This is a genomic window from Bradyrhizobium sp. CB1717, from assembly GCF_029714325.1.
In the GTDB taxonomy this organism is placed as follows: domain Bacteria; phylum Pseudomonadota; class Alphaproteobacteria; order Rhizobiales; family Xanthobacteraceae; genus Bradyrhizobium.
Genome location: NZ_CP121666.1, coordinates 1,095,841 through 1,114,810, shown reverse-complemented (window position 1 = coordinate 1,114,810; position 18,970 = coordinate 1,095,841). Strand labels below are relative to the sequence as shown.

The window sequence follows — 18,970 nt, the reverse complement described above, 5'->3', positions numbered from 1 at the left end:
GTTCCGGCCAGCAGGTTCGGATCGCGGGCATTCCATTGCACGATCTGCCACGGACTGGCGCGCGAAATCAGGCGAAGTTAATCAGCCCGCTCGCGGGTCGAGGCGCCGGCAGACCCGGCGGCGGCTTGCGCATATTCGATGCCTGCTCATAGGCGTAGGCGAGACGCAGCAGCTTATGCTCGCTCCAGGCTCTCCCTGCGAAGGTGACGCCGAGCGGATAGTCGGGCGTGTCCTTGCCGTCGGCGCCCGAGACGAAGCCGCCGGGCACCATGACGCTGGGATAGCCGGCCTTGGCAGCGATCACGGCGCCCGTGGCGCCGGGGAACAGCACGGCGTCGAGCCTGTGCTGGTTCATGTAAGCGTCCATGCCGCGCGTCCTGGCGGCAAGCAGGTCCATGGCCCGGGCCGATCTGTATTCGCGCTCGCTCAAGTCGCCCCTGGTTGCGTTGGCGGCGAGGAACAGGTCCTGGCCGAAGCGCAGCGCCTTCGCCGCATTCGCCTCGTTGAAGGCCACGATGTCGGCGATGGTCTTGATGTCGGTCTTGGTCGCCCAATCCTTCAGGTAGAGATTGAGATCGTGCTTCAGCTCGTAGAGGAAGACGATCGGCGGCGTCGCCAGATTGCCCTTGTTGCGACTCAGCGGATTGCGGTTGAGCACCGGCATGGTCGTGCCTGGACCGCCGATCCAGCCGGCGGTCGGCATGGCCGCGCGCACGATGATCGCGCCGAGATCCTCCAGCACCTTGATCACTTCGGCCATCAGCCTGGTCCCGTCTGGAGGCAACTTGCCGTAATAGGGATCGTTCAGCGGATCGTCGGGATCGCTCGGCACGCCGATCCGCGCGCCCTTCATCGCATCGCGTGCGAGGTCGGCCGAGTAATCGGCCGGCCGCTTCTGCCGCTCCGTCGCAGGATCGCGCGGATCCTTGGCGGCCAGCACGTTGAGGAGCATCGCCGCGTCGCGCACGGTGCGCGTCATCGGGCCCGCAGTGTCCTGGCTGTGCGCGATCGGCACGATGCCGGCGCGGCTGATCAAGCCGACGGTCGGCTTGACGGTGACGATGCCATTCCGGCTGGCAGGGTGCAGCAACGAGCCGGAGGTCTCAGTGCCAACAGAGGCCGCGCACAGACCTGCGGCCACGGCGACCGCCGAACCCGAGCTCGAGCCGCCGGGGTCGACGACCGGGATGCCCCGATCGTCCAGCAGGGTCGGCACGTAGGGGTTCTTCACCTGACCGCCGAGCGACGAATAACCCGAGGGCATGTCGGTCGCGAGAATGTTAGCAAACTCCGTCAGGTTGGCCTTGCCGAGGATCACGGCGCCGGCGTTTCGCAGCAGCTTGACGATGGTGGCATCGCCCCTGGCACGCGCCCCCTCCAATGCCAGCGAGCCCGCCGTGGTCGACTGCTTGTCGCCGGTGGCGATGTTGTCCTTCAGCAAAATGGGCACACCGGCGAGCGGTCGTTTGGCCGACGGCCTGGTGCCGTCGAGCTTGCCTGCGATCGCGAGTGCGTCGGGATTGAGCGCGCGAACGGCGTTGAGCATGGGCCCGGCGCGGTCAAAGGCTGCGATGCGCGCGAGATAGGCCTCGGTCAACGCCGTTGCGTTGACCCTCTCGGCCGCCAAGGCATCGATAATGTCGCTCATGGGCGCGTTCTCGAGCTGTGGCTCGACCCGCGCCTCGGCCGCGGCGAGGCTCGCGTTGCGGCGGGCTGGCTTCTTCATGCTGTGCTTCTTGGTCGACCCCGGATATGCTACTTACGGTAGCAGAACGTCTGGTCACGCCACAAGCTGCTTGCCGCGGCTGTGGCGCAGGCTCGGCGACCAGTCTTCGCAAAGACTTCGGTGGGGTAATTCATGGACTGCACGATCCGGCCCGCGATGGACGATGACGCCAACGCCATCAGTGCGGTCATCTTGCGTGCGCTGCGCGAAACCAATGCGAAGGACTATGCGGCCGAGATCATCGAAAGGATCGAGCGCAGCTTCAGTCCGGACGCCGTCAGGCAGCTCATCGCGAAACGCACCGTTTTCGTCGCCACCATTGGCAGACGCGTCGTTGCAACGGCAAGCCTCGACGGAAGCGTCGTCCGCACCGTCTTCGTGGCTCCCGACGTTCAGGCCCGCGGTATCGGCAAGCTGCTGATGGCCGAGATCGAGCGCACAGCGCGCGAGCGAAATATTCCCTCGCTGACGGTCCCTTCATCGGTCACCGCCGAGGGCTTCTATGCGCGGCTTGGGTTCAATGCCGTACGCGACAGCTATCATGGCGACGAACGCACGATCGTCATGGAGCGATTGCTCGACTCCCTCGAATAACCCCTGGCCCGGATGGAGCCGGCGCTGGGGCTGATCTTGATCCTCCCCGCCAAATAGACCACCATCGCATCCTCGAGACCGCTCACACCAAGAAGGGGCGAGGAAACGCAGCAATGAATGCAGCTTCCGGATTTGGCCTGGTCGAACGTGCCCGCGCGCTCGCGCCGTTGATTGCGGGCGAAGCCGCCGAGATCGAGCGGACGCGGCAGTTGACGCCTGCCGTGGTCTCCGCCCTCGTCGAGAACGGGCTTTATCGCGCGCTATTGCCGCAAAGCCTTGGCGGCAGCGAGGCTGCGCCGGAAGCATTCATGCAGATGCTGGAGGAGATTGCGAAGGCGGATGCCTCCACCGCCTGGTGCCTCGGCCAATGCAGCGTCTGCGCGATGATCGCGGCCTGGCTCGATCACGACACCGCGCATGAGATCTTCAATACGGCGCCCGGCATCCTCGCCTGGGGCGCGATTGCGCATGAGGCGCGCGCGGTCGAGGGCGGCTATCGCGTCACGGCGCGCTGGGATTTTGCCTCGGGCTCGCGGCAGGCGAGCTGGCTGGGGGCGCATGTGCGTATCGTCGGGAGCGATGGTGTACCGCGCAAAAATGCCGACGGCTCGCCGGAGGTGCGGACCATTTTGTTTCCCGTCGCAAGCGCGACACTGCACGACGTGTGGCAGGCAATCGGGCTCGCCGGCACCGGCACGGACTCCTATGAGGCGGCGGACCTCTTCGTTCCCGAGCGCTTCACCGCGTTCCGCGACGTGTCGTCCGCGCTGCGCGAGACGGGACCGCTCTACAGGATCGGCACCGGCTCGACGTTCAGTCTCGGCTTTGCCGCGGTCTCGCTCGGCGTCGCGCGCGCCACGCTGGACGCCGCCATTGCGCTCGCGCGCGCAAAGCATCAGTCGCTGGCCGCCGGCGCCATGCGCGACAATCAGGCAGTCCAGGGCCTGATCGGCCGCACCGAGGGCGATCTGCGCGCGGCGCGCGCCTATCTCTATGCCACGGCCAATGCGATGTGGCGCGACCTGGTCGCGACCGGCGAATTCAGCGCGGCGCATCGCAGCGCAGTCCGTCTGGCGGCGACCTGGACCATCCATCAATCGGCAAAGGTGGTCGATACCGCCTATCACATGGCCGGTGCGACCGCGGTGTTCCGCAGCCAGCCGTTCGAGCGGCGGTTTCGCGACATGCATGCGATCGCGCAGCAGATCCAGGCGCGGGATACGCATTACGAGGATGTGGGGAAGGCGATTCTGGCGGGGGGTTAAAGAGCGGCCGCGATGATGGTGCGCTCCCTCGCCCCGTTCTTACGGGGAGAGGTAAAGCACCGCCGCTCACGCCACCAGCGCAGCGTCCTCTTCCGCGGCGTCGATGCCGCGCTGTGCCTGCAGCAGGCTGATGATCTCGAGATTGGGCCGGGCCTTGCTGAACAGAAAACCCTGGCCCTCGTCGCAGCCCTCAGTGCGGAGGCAGCTCAGCTCGGCTTCGGTCTCGACGCCTTCGGCGGTGATGGTGACGCCGAGGCCTTTGCCGAGGCTGACGATGGAGCGGATGATCGCCTGCGCCTCGCGATTGGCGCCGAGATCGCGCACGAAGGACTGGTCGATCTTGATCTTGTCGAACGGGAAGCTGCGCAAATAGCTGAGGCTGGAATAGCCGGTGCCGAAATCGTCCATGGAGATGCGCACCCCCAGCGCGCGCAGCGCATGCAGCGTCGCCAGCACCTGTGCGCTCTTCTCGAGCAGCAGCGTCTCGGTGATCTCGAGCTCGAGCCGGCGCGGCGGCAGACCGGAATGCTTCAGCGCGTCCGTCACCATCGAGAGCAGATTGCCGCTGCGGAACTGCAACGGCGACAGATTGACGGCAACGCGGACGTCGTCCGGCCAGGTCGCGGCATCCAGGCACGCCCGGCGCAGCATCAGGCCGCCGAGCGGATTGATGAGGCCGGTGTCTTCCGCGACCGGGATGAACTCGGCCGGCGAGACCATGCCGCGCTCGGCATGGGGCCAACGCACCAGCGCCTCGAAGCCGGTGATGCGGCCGCTCTGGAGGTCGATCAGCGGCTGGTAGTAGGGGCGCAGCACGTCGTTCTGGATCGCATCGCGCAGCTCGACCTCGATCTTGCGGCGGCTCTGCGCTTTTGCATCTAACGCGGCCTCGAAGAAGGCGAAGGTGCCGCGCGCATCCTGCTTGGCCCGGGACAGCGCCATGTCGGCGCTCTTGAGCAGTTTTTCGGAATCATCGCCGTCGCCCGGCGCCATTGCGATGCCGATGGAGGCGCCGATCACCACGGAATGGCCGTCGAGCAGATAGGGATCAGAGATGGCCTCGAGCAGGCGTTTTGCCAGTCCCACGGCGTCTTCCGGCCGGGCCAGCCCGCTCTGCACGATCGCGAACTCGTCGGAGTTGAGGCGCGCCAGCGCGTCCTCCTCGCGCAAAGTGGAGCGCAGCCGCTTGGCGACGCCGCGGAGCAGCTTGTCGCCGATCGCATGTCCCAGCGTGTCGTTGACTGACTTGAAATTGTCCAACCCCAGCATCAGCAGCGCGACCTTCTCGGCGCTGCGGCGCGTGTGCAGCAGCATCTCGTCGACCTGCTGGCGCAGGAGGCTGCGGTTCGGCAAGCCGGTGAGCCCGTCATGCTGGGCCATGAAGGCGAGCCGCGCCTCGGCGCGCTTGCGCTCGGTGATGTCCATCAGCGCGAGCAGCACCGCGGGCCGCTCGGCATAGGTCAATTCGCGCGAGTAGATTGCAAGATCGATCAGCGCGCCATCGGCCTTGACGTGCTTCCAGGTGCGGCCGGCCTGCTCCTCGCCGGTCACATCAATGGTCCAGGGCGGCTCGCTGTCGAAGGCCTGCAAGGAACGGATCGTCAGCTTCTCGAAGTCGCTACGGCCATAGCCATAATGCGCGATCGCGGCGTCGTTGACGCCGAGGATGCGCTCGTCGTCGAGTGCACAGACGATCATGGGAACGGGGTTGCCGTCGAACAGCAGGCGGAACGAGGCTTCGCGCTGCTTCAGCTCGGTGATGTCGACGCGCAGGCCGACGACGCCGCCGTCGTCGGTCAGCCGCTCGTCGATCAGGATGACGCGGCCGTCCGCCAGCTTCTGCTCGTGACGTGCGCCGGGCTGATAGAGCTTTTGCAGCCGCTCGGCGATCCACTCGTCCTCGTGGCCTTCGGCCTCGGGATAGTCGCCGCGCGCGACGCCGACGCGCAGCGTGTCCTCGAGGCGCGCACCTTCGGCGAAGAGGTCGGCGGTCTTGCTGTAGATCTCGGCGTATTTCTTGTTCCAGAGGACGTAGCGGCCCTCGGCATCGAGGAAGACGATGCCCTGCGGCAGGATGTCGATGGCCTGGCGCAGCCGCTCATGGGCCTTGCGCGCCTCCGCGATCGCGGCCTCCGCTTCCGCGCGGCTCTGCACGAGCTCGGCCTGTGCAACGGGCGAATGCGGCGCGCGCGCGAATCGCGGCTTGCGCAGCTGCCCGCCGGCCGCCGCAAGCACGTTACGCTTTCGCCTTTTTTGTTTTCGAGACCCCAAACTCAACGTCACATGTCCCAGTCGCGCCCTGTGGCCGCAAGTTTTGGGGCAAGTGTCTGAAAAAAAAGTAATCTTGGCCTCGGGACCGCCGCCGCTCGCCGGCACTCGTGCCTGTTTGCGAGGCGCAAAATGCGCCGACCGACGCGCCAAACCCATTCCGCCGTCGCGATCAAATGGCGCGCTGGCGCAAAATTACGCGCTCGCTTGAATCATTTCCGAAATCACGGCCGATTGCATGCGGACCGCGGCGTTCCCTCACTCCGCGCACGAATTTTGGTCAATGCAGGATACGGTTATCGCGCCGTTAAAAATGCGGCCGGGCGGCACAAAAAATTGCGACGCTCGACGATCCTAGTTGGAGATACGGATCGTCGTGTTGCGCGCGCCCTCGCGCTGGACCAGCGCGAACAGGGCTGCCGCATGCGCGGGATGCAGGCGGATGCAGCCATGCGAGGCCGGTCCGCCCAGGCGCGAGAGGTCGGTGGTGCCGTGGATGGCGAAGCCGTGATGGAAGAAGATCGCGTGCGGCATCGGCGAATTGTAGTATTTGCGCGAGAAATAGCGCCGCATCATCGCCTGTGGATGGAAGGTGCCGCTCGGCGTGCCGTAGCCGCGGCGGCCGGTCGACACCGGCCAGGAGTAGCGCGGCGCGCCGTCGACGCGCACCGACATGCGCTGCGAGGATTTGTCGATGTCGACCCTGAGATCGGCCTGCGCCGGGGTCGCAATGAGCGGGGTCAGTACAAAAGCGGCCATTACAAAAGCGGCCATGGTGGCCCGCCTCGCGAGCCGCGCCAAAACAAATGTCATGATAAAAGGCCCTTTGCCTCGAGGGCATGATGTCGCCAGCGGCTGGCGGCTGTAAAGACGGCGTGAGATCGCGCCCTCGCTACAAGCCTAATACTTAACCCTGACGCGGCGTTGGGTTATAAGGACTGAGCATGAGTCCCCGCCGCATTACCCCTCTCCTGCTTGTCATGACGCTCCTGGCCGCCGGCGGCGCGCTAGCCCAGGACAAGGGCAGCGTCAACCCGAAGCCGCTGCCGCCGCTGGCCAATCCGAACGATCCGCATCTCGGCGCCAAGGAACTGTTCGCGCGAAAACTGCTGCCCTCGAAGGGGCCGGCGCATGTCATCGGCTCCTACACCAAGGGCTGCATCGGCGGCGCCGCGCAGATGCCGCTCAACGGCGACAATTGGCAGGTGATGCGGCTGTCGCGTAACCGCAATTTCGGCCATCCCGACATGATCGCGCTGATCAAGCGCCTTGCGGCCAAGGCTCGCAAGGACGCGGGCTGGCCGGGCATCCTGGTCGGCGACATCGCCCAGCCGCGCGGCGGGCCGGCGCTGTCGGGCCATGCCAGCCACCAGATCGGCCTCGATGCCGACATCTGGCTGACGCCGATGCCGGACCGCCGCCTTTCGCGCGAGGAGCGCGAGGATATGTCGGCGGTGATGATGGTGCGGCAGGACCGGCTCGATATCGACCCGAAGGTGTTCACGCCTGCCCACGTGCTGGTGCTGCGCGCCGCCGCGCAGGAGCCGGCGGTGCAACGCATCTTCGTCAACGCCGCGATCAAGAAGGCGCTGTGCCGCGAGGCCAAGGGCGACCGCTCCTGGCTTTCAAAAATCCGGCCGTGGTGGGGCCACGACTATCACTTCCACATCCGCATGCGCTGCCCGGCGGGCGCCGGCGAGTGCGAGGGCCAACCGTCGCAGTCCGAGGACGAAGGCTGCAAGGACGCCGATCTCGGCTATTGGTTCAGCGATGCCGTGCTGCATCCCAAGCCGCCGCCGGAGCCGCCGAAGCCCAAACCGCCGATGACGCTGGCGCAGATGCCGGCGGCCTGCAAGGCCGTGCTGCATGCGGGCGATGCGAAGCCGTAGTGCACCGCCGCCACCAAACATTCGGCCGTCGTCCTGGCGAAAGCCAGGACCCATTACCCCAGGGAGGAGTCGTGGTGCGAGCTGGCAGCCCCGAATCTTCGCCAAACTACTCCCTGGGGTAATGGGTCCTGGATCGGCGCTCCGCTTCGCTGCGCTTGTCCAGGACGACGATGGGTAGTTCGCGCTACCCAGTTGCGCTAATATCCACCCCGCCGCCCAGCCGTAAGCCCGCGGCATCCCGGGATGCGCATCCCGCCACCTCAACAAGCCTGACCGCACGCCTCGCCTCCGGCGCGTGGCCAACGATGGAATCTGACATGCGCGTCCTCACCATCCTTGCTGCACTTACGATCAGCGCGACCTCCGCCCTCGCCGCCGAGGAGCCGAGCGGCTGCGACAAGTTCAAATGGCCGGTCGAGCGCGAGCGCGCCGCGCTCACGGCGCCGGATCGGGCAAAACTCGCCTCGGGCGCCGAGCAGGCGGCGCTGCCCGCGTCAGCCATCACGCTGGGGCTGGTCGCCCCGAGTGACGCGAAACTGCCCTCGCCGCCGGAGCGGGCGCCGAAGGACGGCACCTTTGCCGGCTTCACTGGCATCAAGGCGCCGAAGGCCGGTTTGTACACGATCAGCCTGTCGGCCGGGGCCTGGGTCGACGTGGTCCAGGACGGCCATTTCCTCAAGCCCGTCGCCTTCAGCGGCGCGACCGATTGCGACGGCATCCGCAAGACCATGAAATACGAGCTGTCGGCGCAGCCGCTTGTCCTCCAGGTCAGCGGCGCCAAGGACAATTCGCTCTCGATTGCGATCCTGCCGGCGCAATAAACGGGTACTTTGTTGTTTGCGCATGACCTTTTCGGAAAACCGCTGCGCACCTTTCCGGGTCATGCGCGGTTAGACAAACGGTCGCCTTTGACCTGCGGCCTCAGCCTGCTATGTTTGCACTGCGATATCCCCGCCGGCCGTAAGCCGTCGCAAGGGGCCGTGGAACAGCGCTTCCGCCCGTCGCATACCTGACCCAACCAACGCCAGATTTGCGCGTGTTGCCTTGCGCGCGAGCTCGCACGGAGCGCTATCCATGTTTCGTATCACCGGACTTTTCACCGCCTTCGTCATCCTCGCGAGCGCGACCCTCTCGCCTGCCAGCGCCGAAGACAAGACCATCACCGTGTTCGCCGCGGCCTCGATGAAGAACGCGCTGGACGAGATCGACGCCGCCTACACCGCCAAGACCGGCGTCAAGTTCAGCGTCAGCTATGCCGCAAGCTCGGTGCTGGCCAAGCAGATCGAGCAGGGCGCCCCCGCCGACGTGTTCGTCTCCGCTGACACCGACTGGATGGACTACGCGGTCTCCAAGAAGTCCATCAACGAGCCTTCCAGGGTCAACCTGCTCGGCAACAGCATCGTGCTGATCGCGCCGAAGGATTCCAAGATCGACAACGTCGCGATCGCGCCAGGCTTTGACCTCGCAAAACTCGCCGGCGACGGCAAGATCGCGACCGGCGACGTGAAGTCCGTGCCAGTCGGAAAATATGCCAAGGCCGCACTGGAGAAGCTCGGGGCCTGGCAGGCCGCGGAGCCGAAATTCGCGATGGCCGAGAGCGTGCGCGCCGCGCTGACGCTGGTCGCCCGCGGCGAAGCCACGCTCGGCATCGTCTATTCCACCGACGCCAAGGTCGAGCCCGGTGTCAAGATCGTCGGCACCTTCCCGGCGGATTCGCATCCCGCGATCATCTATCCCGTCGCGGCGACAACGACTGCGAAGCCCGAGACCAACGACTATCTCGCCTTCCTGCGCTCGACCGCCGCCAAGACCATTTTGGAAAAATACGGCTTCAAATTTCTGATCAGCCCGACAACCTGATTTTTGCGACCTGATATTACGCCTTGATGTTCGAGATCTCTCCCGCCGAATGGACGGCGATCCTGCTCTCGCTCAGGGTCGCCGTCATCGCTACGCTGGTCGCGACGCCGTTCGGCATCGCGCTGGCATGGCTGCTCGCGCGACGTGACTTCTGGGGCAAGTCGGTGCTCGACGCCGTCGTGCACCTGCCTCTGGTGCTGCCGCCTGTCGTCACCGGCTATCTGCTGCTGCTCACCTTCGGCCGCCGCGGGCTCGTCGGCGGGTTCCTGGCCGATCATCTCGGCATCGTTTTCGCGTTCCGCTGGACCGGTGCCGCACTCGCCTGCGGCGTGATGTCGTTTCCGCTGCTGGTGCGGCCGATGCGGCTGTCGATCGAGGCGATCGACCGCCGGCTCGAGCAGGCTGCCGAGACGCTTGGCGCCGCGCCCTGGAAAGTGTTCTTCACGGTGACGCTGCCGCTGGCGCTGCCGGGCGTGCTCGCCGGCATGGTGCTGGGCTTTGCCAAGGCGATCGGCGAGTTCGGCGCCACCATCACCTTCGTCTCCAACATTCCCGGCGAGACCCAGACGATTTCGTCCGCGATCTATTCGCTGATCCAGACGCCCGACGGCGATGCCGCGGCGGGCCGGCTCGTGATCGTCTCGATCGTGCTCGCGATCGGCGCGCTGATCGCGGCCGAATGGTTCGCCCGCCGCGCCACGCTGCGCCTGCACGGGAATTGACCATGCTGCGGGTCGACATCGAAAAACAGCTCGGCGAGTTCTCGCTTCACGCATCCTTCACCGGCGAGGGCCGTGTCATCGGCCTGTTCGGTGCCTCGGGCGCCGGCAAGAGCTCGCTGGTCAACATGATCGCCGGCCTGTTGCGGCCCGACCGCGGCACCATCGTGATCGACGGCGAGACCGTCGACGACACCACGGCCGGCATCCACGTGCCCACTTACCGCCGCCGCATCGGCTATGTGTTCCAGGATGCACGGCTGTTTCCGCACATGAGCGTCGCGCAGAACCTCGACTACGGCAGACGGATGAACGGACTTGCGCCGGATCCTGCACAACACAAGCGCATCATCGACCTGCTCGACATCGGCGCGCTGCAGGATCGCCGTCCCGGAAAACTCTCCGGCGGCGAGCGCCAGCGCGTCGCGCTCGGCCGCGCGCTGCTGTCGAAGCCGCGCCTGTTGCTGCTCGACGAGCCGCTCGGCGCGCTCGACGAGGGCCGCAAGCTCGAGATCCTGCCCTATCTGGTGCGGCTGCGCGATGAAGCCAACGTGCCGATGGTCTATGTCAGCCACGACGTCGCCGAGCTGCGCCAGCTCGCAACGCAAATCGTGATGCTGAAGCAGGGCCGCGTGACGTCGTTCGGCGGGGTCAAGGTGCTGACGTGAGGTCGTGATGTCGACCCACCCTCCGCCATCGTCCTGGCGAAAGCCAGGACCCATTGCCACCGTCGGTGGTTTGGCGGCGACTCGCGGTTACATTCCCGGCAACAACATCTCCCTGGGGTAATGGGTCCTGGCTTTCGCCAGGACGACGGTGGGGAGGGATCTCGCGCTTCAGCGCTTCCGCTTCGGCTTTACCAGCCGCGGTCGACGTTGCGGACCTCGCCGGTCCGCGCATCGACATCAACCTCCATCCAGCGCCCGGTGCGATCGCGGCCTTCGATCTGCCATTCATCGCCGAGGAAGTTCGTGTGCGAGACCGTGGCGACACCAAGATCGCTGGCAACGTCGAGCGCGACCTGCATCGAGATCTGGTCGCCGGTGTCATAGGCCATCGCCGGCGCAGCCGATCCGAGACAGATCGCGACGATGGCAGGCAAGATGAAGCTTCGCATGGAACTGCTCCTGTCAAAGATGGCGTCACGCGAAGAACGAGCGGCGCCGCAGAGCGTTCCGGATCCAGAGGTTATGGAGCCGCGCAAATCTTCGGCGGTTGCGGCGATTTGGTGGCGGTTATCTGGTGTTCCGTTCCCGCAAGTTGCGACGCCACGTTTGAGATATAGCGCTTCAACAAACACCGTCATTGCGAGCGCAGCGAAGCAATCCAGAATCCCCCCGCGGAAATATCCTGGATTGCTTCGTCGCAAGGGCTCCTCGCAATGACGAGTTCTTGGCTGGCTTTGTCCTGCCAAAGCACCAGACTTCGTAGGGCAGCGTCAGACCCCCGCCACCGACGTCCACAAATCCGCAAGCTTCTTCCGCAGCGTCTGCCGGCGCGTCAGCGGCGGTGGCGTCTCGTCTTCTTCCGGCAGGCGCAGGCCGACGACATTGACGCGGCCGCCGGAGATGCTGCGTGCGACGAGGACGATCTCGTCCAGCGCGAGCTCGGCGCCCTCCTTCGGCGCGCGGTCGAGGTGGACGTCGAAATAGTCGGCCAGCGTCAGCTTGCCCTCGTCCTCGCTCACCTTGACGCCGTAGATCCCGGCAAGCTCCGCCAGCGTGTGCTCGCCTGACACCATGAAGTCGCCGAGCAGGTGCGGATCGGGCGCCGAGCTCGGCTGCATGTCGACGAAGAAGCGGTCGAGCGACTCGGCCTTTTCCGGCGGCGCCAGCAGGTAGATGTAGTCGCCGGGCGCGATCGGATCGGCTTCCATGGGCGTCAGGATGTTCTGGTTGCGGATCACCAGCGTCGGCTTGGACCAGGACGGGATCAGGCCGCGGCGGAAATACAGGCTCTTGGGGCGCACCGGATAGCCGACCAGCTGCTGCTCGAGCTGGCCGGGCAAATCGAGCTCGACGCGGCGCGGGCCGCGCTCGGCGCGGGGCAGCGCGACGTGCAGCTTGCGCGCGGCGGGCGCCAGCGTCCAGCCTTGCAGCAGCAGCGAGATGATGACGACGACGAAGGCGACGTCGAAATAGAGATAGGCCTTGGACAGGCCGACCAGCATCGGGATCGACGCCAGGAAGATCGCGACCGCGCCGCGCAGACCGGTCCAGGCGATGAAGATCTTTTCGCGCCAGTTGAAGCGGAACGGCGCGAGGCACACGAACACCGCAAGCGGCCGCGCCACCAGCATGAGCACAAGCGCAACGCCGACCGCCGGCAGCACGCTGGCCCCTAACCGGCTCGGCGAGACCAAAAGGCCGAGCAGCACGAACATCACGATCTGCGCCAGCCAGGTCGCCGCATCCAGGAAGGTCACCACCGAGTTGTGCGCGCGCGTCGGCCGGTTGCCGATGATGATGCCGGCGAGATAGACCGCCAGGAAGCCCGAGGCGTGCATGATCTGCGAGCCGCCGAAGATCACGAGCGCTGCGGTGGTGACGAACGGCGCGTGCAGGCCCTGCGGCAACGCGACCTTGTTGAGCGCGATGACGACGAGGCGCCCGCCGAAGAAGCCGACGACGGCGCCCAGCACCGCCTCCTGCAAGAACTCTATCAGCACGTGACCCGCCGTGCCCGTCCCCAGCGAGATGTACTCGACCAGCATCAAGGTAAGGAAGATCGCGAAGGGATCGTTGGTGCCGGACTCCGCTTCCAGCGTCGCACCGACGCGTGGACGCAGGCGCAGGCCCTGGGTATGGACCAGCAGGAACACCGCTGCGGCGTCGGTCGAGGCCACAACGGCGCCGACCAGCAGCGATTCCGTCCAGTTGAGATCGAGCGCGTATTTGGCGAACGGCGCCGTGACCACCGCGGTCAGGAGCACGCCGACGGTGGCCAGCACCACGGATGGCGCAAGCACGGTGCGGATGCTGGCAAAGCGCGTCCGCAGGCCGCCGTCGAACAGGATCAGGGCCAGTGCCACCGAGCCGACCAGATAGGTCGTGCCGACGTCGTTGAACTGGATCTGCCCGGGACCGGAATCTCCCGCGAGCATGCCGATGACAAGGAACACGAGCAGCAAAGGCGCGCCGAACCGCAGCGCAAGCAGGCTCGACAGGATACCGGCCATGACGAGGACGGCGCCGAGCAATATGGTGAGGCTGAAGGAGTCGAGGGAGGCCATCCACCTTCCGGGTAAAAATCGCAGGATTTTCATCCTTATCGTCGGCATTCCCCCGCGCCAACCCATTTTCGCTGCTCGCGGCAATCTGCCCGTATTTTGCGGCCTTAACGCGCTTCACTTCACGGTGTATCGATGGCCGGGCCGCCCCCCTTGTGGGATTCTGCGGCGCCCTCGAATCAATTTCCCCTGCTTCCCGACGAGACCGATGGACATGGACCTCAAAGACTTCATGGAGTTCGTGCAGACGACCGCACGCAGTGTCGGGGCGGAGATTTCCTCACCCTGGTTCTACCTGCAATTTGGTCTCATTCTCGCGGCAGCCGGCATCGCCTATGCCGCGGAAGCCGGCATTCGCAATCGCGTCGACATGACATCGCTGGCGACGGGCTGGCCGCTGCCGCTCCGGCACTTCTCGCGGGTGATGATGTCGAGCGCCTCGACGGCGGTGTTCACCCTGCTCGTGATCATCTCCCGCGTGGTGATGTACCACGCGACCTGGCCGAGCCGCAGCTATCTCCTGATGGTCGCCGCCAAGATGGGGCTGGCCTGGCTCGTGATCCGGCTGGTGACCTCGGTGCTGCGCAACGCCTTCATCGTCAAGCTGGTGTCGATCACGGCCTGGTTCGTCGCGGCTCTGTCCATCATCGGCCAGCTCGACACGACCATCGAGCTGCTCGACTCCTTCGCGATCGTGCTCGGCGGCCTCAGGCTGACGCCGCTGCTGGTGATCAAGGCCGGCGCGCTGCTGCTGATCGCGCTGTGGGCCACCAACATCGCCAGCAATTTCGCCGAGAGCCGGATCAATTCGACCACCGACCTGACGCCGTCGGTGCAGGTGCTGCTGGTCAAGATCATCCGCATCGGGCTTCTTGCCGTCGCAATCGTCATTGCGCTCGGCGCCGTCGGGATCGATCTCTCCGCGCTCGCGGTATTCTCAGGCGCAGTCGGCGTCGGCATCGGTATCGGCCTGCAGAAGATCGTGGCCAATTTCATCTCGGGCATCATCCTGCTCGCCGACAAATCGGTGAAGCCGGGCGACCTCGTCACCATCGGCGACAACACGGGGCGGATCAGCGCGATGAAGACGCGCTATATTTCCGTTGCCGCCGGCGACGGGCGCGAATTCCTGGTGCCGAACGAGGACCTGGTGACGCAGAAGGTCGTCAACTGGACCTATACCGACAAGAACACGCTGGTGAAGATCGCCTTCGGCACCAATTACGACGCCGACCCGCGCCTGGTCACCAAGCTCGCCGCCGAGACCGCCGCCGCCCATCCGCGCGCCACCAAGGGCAAGGCGCCGAACAGCATTTTGACCGAGTTCGCGGAAGCCGGGATGAAGTTCTCGCTGACCTTCTGGATCGCGGACCCCGACGGCATGGACAACGTCAAGAGCGACGTGATGCTGGCGCTATGGGACGCCTTCAAGCGCGAGGGCATCCGGGTTCCCTACCCCGTCCGCGAAATCCGCGTCCGCGGCGGCGCCCTGCCGGTGGAAACCACCGTGGAAGTCCCGAATTAGGCCCGCTTTCGGGCGCAAAAGCCACGCTCGGCTTGCATGAGGGCGGGCAATCATTAAATTAGGGCCTGAAATCAAGCCTTTCCACCGACATCGAGATCAGCCCGGAAGACCGCACAAGCATGAGCTACGTCGAAGCCACCGATACCTCCCTGCGCAAGACCGGACAGATCAAGCTGCATGGGCCCGCCGCCTTTGCCGGCATGCGCAAGGCCGGCGCGCTGGTGGCCAAGTGTCTCGACGAGCTCACCGACATCGTCGGGCCGGGCGTGCCGACCTCGAAGATCGACGAATTCGTCCGCGACTTCGCTTTCAGCCATGGCGCCTATCCGGCGACGCTGATGTATCGCGGCTATCGCTACTCGACCTGCACCTCGCTCAACCACGTCGTCTGCCACGGCATGCCCGGCGACCGTCCGCTGAAGGAAGGCGACATCGTCAACATCGACGTCACCTTCATCGTCGATGGCTGGTACGGCGATTCCAGCCGGATGTATGCGGTCGGCCCGATCGCGCGCAAGGCCGAGCGGCTGATCGAGGTGACGTATGAAGCGATGATGCGCGGCATCGCCGCCGTGAAGCCCGGCGCCACCACCGGCGATATCGGCCACGCCATCCAGAGCTTCGTCGAGCCGCAAGGCATGAGCGTGGTGCGCGATTTCTGCGGCCATGGCCTCGGGCGCATGTTCCACGACGAGCCGAACATCATCCATATCGGCCGGCCCGGCGAAGGCGTGCAGCTCAAGCCCGGCATGTTCTTCACCATCGAGCCGATGATCAATCTCGGCAAACCGCATGTGAAGATTCTCTCCGACGGCTGGACCGCGGTCACCCGGGACCGTTCGCTGTCGGCCCAGTTCGAGCACTCCGTCGGCGTCACCGCGACCGGTGTCGAGATCTTCACGCTGTCCGAGCGGCACGGCGAGAAGCAGATCGGGTGAGCCTCTAAGGGGGCGCCGACCCGCGCGAACCGGATTCGCCGCCGCAATTGACGGTTGCAAAAACAGAGTTCCGCGGCAATGCTGGCGGCCGATGCCCGCCAAGCCAGACCACGACAAGAGCAAGCCGGAGGATGCGCCGCACTATCACGGCCATCGCGAGCGGCTGCGCGAGCGCTTCTACAGCGCGGGCGCGGACGCGCTCAGCGACTACGAGCTGCTGGAGATGGCGCTGTTTCCGGCGCTGCCGCGGCGCGACACCAAACCGCTGGCGAAGGCGCTGATCAAGACCTTCGGCTCGTTCGCCGAGGTCGTGCATGCCCCGGTGGCGCGCCTGCGCGAGATCGACGGCGTCGGCGAAGCCGCCATCAACCAGCTCAAGCTGATCGCCGCGGCGGCGCACCGCGTCGCCAAGGGCGAGGTCAACAGCCGCAACGCGCTGTCGTCCTGGAACGAGGTGATCGACTATTGCCGCACCAGCATGGCGTTTTCAGACAAGGAGCAATTCCGTCTCCTCTTCCTCGACAAGCGCAACCAGCTGATCGCCGACGAGGTGCAGCAGACCGGCACCGTCGACCACACTCCGGTCTATCCACGCGAGGTGATCAAGCGCGCGCTGGAATTGTCGGCGACCGCGCTGATCCTGGTGCACAACCATCCCACTCCGCTCTTTTTGATCCCGCTCGATCACGCTATAGCACATTGAAGCACAACGATTTTTTGGCTCGTCATAGAGCCGGATACCGTGGCATATTGGGGTCGGTTTTAGGGGGATCGAGGCCCGTTTTGGACCCAAGCACAGACCCCTACTACTCGTCCGCCGATCCCACTTGAAAGCCTACGGGAGACCCCAGTGCCAAGCCTTACAGATGGAGAAATTCGCCGCGCTCTGAAACAGGTTGAAGAGACCGGAAAGCAGCAAAGCCTTGTCGATGGTGAGGGCCACGGAACGGGCCGACTGGTCCTCGTGATGAAGCCGATGCCAACCCGCGTAACGGCGGACTGGATGGCCCAGCAGTGGCGTGACCAAAAGCGCCTTAAGAAAAAACTCGGCTCTTACCCTTCCATGAGCCTCAGCCAGGCGCGCGAGATTTTCAAGCGCGACTACGCCGACATGATCCAGAAGGGACGCAGCATCAAGATTGCGGGCGACACGCGGCCCGGCACCGTTGCGGATCTATTCGAAGCTTACGTCGCCGCACTCAAGGCAGATGGGAAGCCGTCCTGGAAGGAGGTCGAAAAGGGGCTGAACAAGATCGCCGATACGCTTGGGCGCAACCGTGCAGCCCGCGACATCGAGCCTGACGAAATTAGGGACATCATCCGCCCGATCTATGAACGCGGCAAACGCGCCATGGCCGATCATGTTCGCAGCTACATCCGATCGGCTTACAGCTGGGGTTTGAAGTCCGAGCACGACTACCGCAGCACGTCAGCCCGACGCTTCCGTCTCGTTTATAATCCTGCTGCCGGCATTCCGACCGAGCCAAAGAACGTCGGCACACGCTGGCTGGACGAGGAGGAATTCCTGCGCCTCTATCGCTGGCTCGAATGCCCGGATGCACCAGTCCACCCGCCCTACACCCGCGCAGTCAGAATTCTCATGCTGACCGGTCAGCGCGTCGATGAGATCGCCCGCTTGCATGTCGACCAATGGGATGCCGCAGAGCGCATCATCGACTGGTCAAAGACCAAGAATGGCAAACCACACGCCATCCCAGTGCCTAAGGTCGCCGCCGAGCTCATCGAGTCGATCAAACCGAACGAGTATGGCTGGTTCTTCCCCTCCGCGACCGATCCTTTAAAACCGGTTAGCCATGGCACGCTCTATTCGTTCATGTGGCGCCAGCGCGACCGCGAGGTGATCCCTGTGGTGACGAACCGCGACCTGCGTCGCACATGGAAGACGCTTGCCGGCAAGGCTGGCCTGTCGAAAGAGATCCGAGACCGATTGCAGAACCACACTCTGCAGGACGTCAGCTCTAAGAGCTACGATCGCTGGAATTACATGCCCGAAAAGCGCGCAGCCATGACCAAGTGGGACAAGTTCGTCCGCGATCTTCTGACGAAGAAGAAGCGCAAGAGCGCGCTGCTGGAAGCCGCATAACCCTCCTCCTGCCCCATCTCAACCGCCAGCGCTGAACCCGCTGATGCGGATCCGCTGGCGGGATTCCCATTGACCGAACATAGCCTGGAGGCTATATGATTTGGGACGTCAGATTGCATGGTGCCTTCGAGGCGGAGTTTCTAACATTTGTTCGCGAAGTCCAGATGGAGTTGCTAGCCGTCGCCAAACTGCTCGCCGAATACGGCCCGCAGCTCGGTCGACCCTACGTCGATACGCTCAAGGGCTCGAAACACGCCAACATGAAGGAGATGCGCTTCTCAGCTGCCGAAGGCGAATGGCGTGCTGCCTTCGCTTTCGACCCGGAACGGAAGGCCATCGTTCTGGTCGCAGGCGATAAATCCGGCGGTAGCCAGAAGCGCTTCTATAAGCAGCTTATCGCAAAGGCGGATAATCGGTTTTCCGAACATCTGGAAAGCCTGAAATCCGGAAAGGAGGGATAATCCTATGGGTCGGAAACTGGATGATATCATCGCTGCGCTGCCCCGCGACCAGCAGGAGCAGATCGAGGCGCGTTTTCAGAACCTCCGGGAAGAGGTCGAGGGGCTGCGCGAGCTGCGCCAGATCGCCGGCAAGGCGCAAGAGGACATCGCAACCGCGCTCAACATCAAGCAGCCCTCCGTGTCGAAGATCGAGAAACAGACCGATATGTATCTGTCGACGCTACGAAGCTATGTCGAGGCTATTGGTGGAAAGCTTGAACTGACGGTGAAGCTTCCTGCGCGGCCTGCGTTTCGCCTCCAGAAACTCGGCGACATCGGCGTTAAGACGGGGACGACAGTTCACACAGCCGCTCGACGTCGCAAACAGGCCGGCGCGTGATGATAGGAACCGT

General features: G+C 64.8%; 18 protein-coding genes. 13 read left to right on the top strand and 5 right to left on the bottom strand.

Annotated features, from left to right (window positions below; genetic code table 11):
• Positions 1-67: 67 nt before the first annotated feature.
• On the bottom strand, positions 68-1,726 hold the full coding sequence (locus tag QA649_RS05275) for an amidase family protein (RefSeq protein ID WP_283023258.1): 1,659 nt from the start codon (positions 1,724-1,726) through the stop codon (positions 68-70).
• Between the two features lie 132 nt (positions 1,727-1,858).
• Here QA649_RS05275 and QA649_RS05270 point away from each other — a divergent pair, with 132 nt between their 5' ends.
• Together QA649_RS05270 and QA649_RS05265 are read left to right on the top strand one after the other, a co-directional pair.
• Positions 1,859-2,320: a GNAT family N-acetyltransferase gene (locus QA649_RS05270; protein WP_283023257.1), complete on the top strand. Its 462-nt coding sequence runs from the start codon at positions 1,859-1,861 to the stop codon at positions 2,318-2,320.
• A 113-nt stretch (positions 2,321-2,433) separates the two neighbouring features.
• Positions 2,434-3,585 carry an acyl-CoA dehydrogenase family protein gene (locus tag QA649_RS05265; RefSeq protein ID WP_283023256.1) on the top strand — a complete coding sequence of 384 codons (1,152 nt, stop codon included), beginning with the start codon at positions 2,434-2,436 and terminating at the stop codon, positions 3,583-3,585.
• 66 nt (positions 3,586-3,651) lie between these two features.
• Here QA649_RS05265 and QA649_RS05260 read toward each other — a convergent pair whose 3' ends face one another.
• Both QA649_RS05260 and QA649_RS05255 read right to left on the bottom strand, forming a co-directional pair.
• Positions 3,652-5,820: an EAL domain-containing protein gene (locus tag QA649_RS05260; protein ID WP_283023255.1), complete on the bottom strand. Its 2,169-nt coding sequence runs from the start codon at positions 5,818-5,820 to the stop codon at positions 3,652-3,654.
• Between the two features lie 387 nt (positions 5,821-6,207).
• Positions 6,208-6,627 carry a L,D-transpeptidase gene (locus QA649_RS05255; RefSeq protein WP_283023254.1) on the bottom strand — a complete coding sequence of 140 codons (420 nt, stop codon included), beginning with the start codon at positions 6,625-6,627 and terminating at the stop codon, positions 6,208-6,210.
• A gap of 170 nt (positions 6,628-6,797) precedes the next feature.
• Here QA649_RS05255 and mepA point away from each other — a divergent pair, with 170 nt between their 5' ends.
• From mepA to modC, 5 genes are all read left to right on the top strand, one after another.
• The gene (gene mepA, locus QA649_RS05250; protein ID WP_283023253.1) at positions 6,798-7,742 is read left to right on the top strand and encodes a penicillin-insensitive murein endopeptidase; all 945 of its coding nucleotides are present in this window, start codon (positions 6,798-6,800) and stop codon (positions 7,740-7,742) included.
• Positions 7,743-8,059: 317 nt separating this feature from the next.
• A complete protein-coding gene (locus tag QA649_RS05245; protein WP_283023251.1) occupies positions 8,060-8,563 on the top strand; it encodes a hypothetical protein in 504 nt (167 codons plus the stop codon).
• Between the two features lie 253 nt (positions 8,564-8,816).
• Positions 8,817-9,602, top strand: coding sequence for a molybdate ABC transporter substrate-binding protein (gene modA / locus QA649_RS05240; RefSeq protein ID WP_283023250.1), 786 nt, complete (start codon positions 8,817-8,819; stop codon positions 9,600-9,602).
• Between the two features lie 26 nt (positions 9,603-9,628).
• Positions 9,629-10,324 (top strand): molybdate ABC transporter permease subunit, encoded by a 696-nt coding sequence (modB, locus tag QA649_RS05235; protein WP_283023249.1) that lies wholly within the window; start codon positions 9,629-9,631, stop codon positions 10,322-10,324.
• A 2-nt stretch (positions 10,325-10,326) separates the two neighbouring features.
• A complete protein-coding gene (gene modC, locus QA649_RS05230; RefSeq protein ID WP_283023248.1) occupies positions 10,327-10,989 on the top strand; it encodes a molybdenum ABC transporter ATP-binding protein in 663 nt (220 codons plus the stop codon).
• Positions 10,990-11,177: 188 nt separating this feature from the next.
• Here the strand turns inward: modC and QA649_RS05225 are convergent, their stop codons facing one another.
• Both QA649_RS05225 and QA649_RS05220 read right to left on the bottom strand, forming a co-directional pair.
• The gene (locus QA649_RS05225; RefSeq protein WP_283023247.1) at positions 11,178-11,438 is read right to left on the bottom strand and encodes a hypothetical protein; all 261 of its coding nucleotides are present in this window, start codon (positions 11,436-11,438) and stop codon (positions 11,178-11,180) included.
• Between the two features lie 321 nt (positions 11,439-11,759).
• On the bottom strand, positions 11,760-13,553 hold the full coding sequence (locus QA649_RS05220; RefSeq protein ID WP_283023246.1) for a potassium/proton antiporter: 1,794 nt from the start codon (positions 13,551-13,553) through the stop codon (positions 11,760-11,762).
• Positions 13,554-13,758: 205 nt separating this feature from the next.
• On the opposite strand from QA649_RS05220, the gene QA649_RS05215 reads away from it, so the two are divergent.
• From QA649_RS05215 to QA649_RS05190, 6 genes are all read left to right on the top strand, one after another.
• Positions 13,759-15,075, top strand: coding sequence for a mechanosensitive ion channel domain-containing protein (locus tag QA649_RS05215; protein WP_283023245.1), 1,317 nt, complete (start codon positions 13,759-13,761; stop codon positions 15,073-15,075).
• A 119-nt stretch (positions 15,076-15,194) separates the two neighbouring features.
• Positions 15,195-16,013, top strand: a complete 819-nt coding sequence (gene map, locus QA649_RS05210; RefSeq protein WP_080140654.1) for a type I methionyl aminopeptidase — start codon at positions 15,195-15,197, stop codon at positions 16,011-16,013.
• A 91-nt stretch (positions 16,014-16,104) separates the two neighbouring features.
• Positions 16,105-16,716, top strand: a complete 612-nt coding sequence (radC, locus tag QA649_RS05205; protein ID WP_283023244.1) for a DNA repair protein RadC — start codon at positions 16,105-16,107, stop codon at positions 16,714-16,716.
• A 147-nt stretch (positions 16,717-16,863) separates the two neighbouring features.
• Positions 16,864-18,117: a site-specific integrase gene (locus QA649_RS05200; RefSeq protein WP_283023243.1), complete on the top strand. Its 1,254-nt coding sequence runs from the start codon at positions 16,864-16,866 to the stop codon at positions 18,115-18,117.
• Between the two features lie 95 nt (positions 18,118-18,212).
• The gene (locus QA649_RS05195) at positions 18,213-18,578 is read left to right on the top strand and encodes a type II toxin-antitoxin system RelE/ParE family toxin (protein ID WP_283023242.1); all 366 of its coding nucleotides are present in this window, start codon (positions 18,213-18,215) and stop codon (positions 18,576-18,578) included.
• A gap of 4 nt (positions 18,579-18,582) precedes the next feature.
• Positions 18,583-18,957, top strand: coding sequence for an XRE family transcriptional regulator (locus tag QA649_RS05190; RefSeq protein ID WP_283023241.1), 375 nt, complete (start codon positions 18,583-18,585; stop codon positions 18,955-18,957).
• Positions 18,958-18,970: the final 13 nt, after the last annotated feature.

What these genes read in the sequence shown, in the direction of transcription:
- QA649_RS05265 (WP_283023256.1), top strand. Translation starts at nt 2,434, where the DNA reads ATGAATGCAGCTTCCGGATTTGGCCTGGTCGAACGTGCCCGCGCGCTC.
- QA649_RS05270 (WP_283023257.1), top strand. Translation starts at nt 1,859, where the DNA reads ATGGACTGCACGATCCGGCCCGCGATGGACGATGACGCCAACGCCATC.
- QA649_RS05225 (WP_283023247.1), bottom strand. Translation starts at nt 11,438, where the DNA reads ATGCGAAGCTTCATCTTGCCTGCCATCGTCGCGATCTGTCTCGGATCG.
- QA649_RS05195 (WP_283023242.1), top strand. Translation starts at nt 18,213, where the DNA reads ATGATTTGGGACGTCAGATTGCATGGTGCCTTCGAGGCGGAGTTTCTA.
- mepA (WP_283023253.1), top strand. Translation starts at nt 6,798, where the DNA reads ATGAGTCCCCGCCGCATTACCCCTCTCCTGCTTGTCATGACGCTCCTG.
- QA649_RS05220 (WP_283023246.1), bottom strand. Translation starts at nt 13,553, where the DNA reads ATGGCCTCCCTCGACTCCTTCAGCCTCACCATATTGCTCGGCGCCGTC.
- modC (WP_283023248.1), top strand. Translation starts at nt 10,327, where the DNA reads ATGCTGCGGGTCGACATCGAAAAACAGCTCGGCGAGTTCTCGCTTCAC.
- map (WP_080140654.1), top strand. Translation starts at nt 15,195, where the DNA reads ATGAGCTACGTCGAAGCCACCGATACCTCCCTGCGCAAGACCGGACAG.
- QA649_RS05245 (WP_283023251.1), top strand. Translation starts at nt 8,060, where the DNA reads ATGCGCGTCCTCACCATCCTTGCTGCACTTACGATCAGCGCGACCTCC.
- QA649_RS05190 (WP_283023241.1), top strand. Translation starts at nt 18,583, where the DNA reads ATGGGTCGGAAACTGGATGATATCATCGCTGCGCTGCCCCGCGACCAG.
- QA649_RS05275 (WP_283023258.1), bottom strand. Translation starts at nt 1,726, where the DNA reads ATGAAGAAGCCAGCCCGCCGCAACGCGAGCCTCGCCGCGGCCGAGGCG.
- QA649_RS05255 (WP_283023254.1), bottom strand. Translation starts at nt 6,627, where the DNA reads ATGGCCGCTTTTGTAATGGCCGCTTTTGTACTGACCCCGCTCATTGCG.
- QA649_RS05215 (WP_283023245.1), top strand. Translation starts at nt 13,759, where the DNA reads ATGGACATGGACCTCAAAGACTTCATGGAGTTCGTGCAGACGACCGCA.
- radC (WP_283023244.1), top strand. Translation starts at nt 16,105, where the DNA reads ATGCCCGCCAAGCCAGACCACGACAAGAGCAAGCCGGAGGATGCGCCG.
- modB (WP_283023249.1), top strand. Translation starts at nt 9,629, where the DNA reads ATGTTCGAGATCTCTCCCGCCGAATGGACGGCGATCCTGCTCTCGCTC.
- modA (WP_283023250.1), top strand. Translation starts at nt 8,817, where the DNA reads ATGTTTCGTATCACCGGACTTTTCACCGCCTTCGTCATCCTCGCGAGC.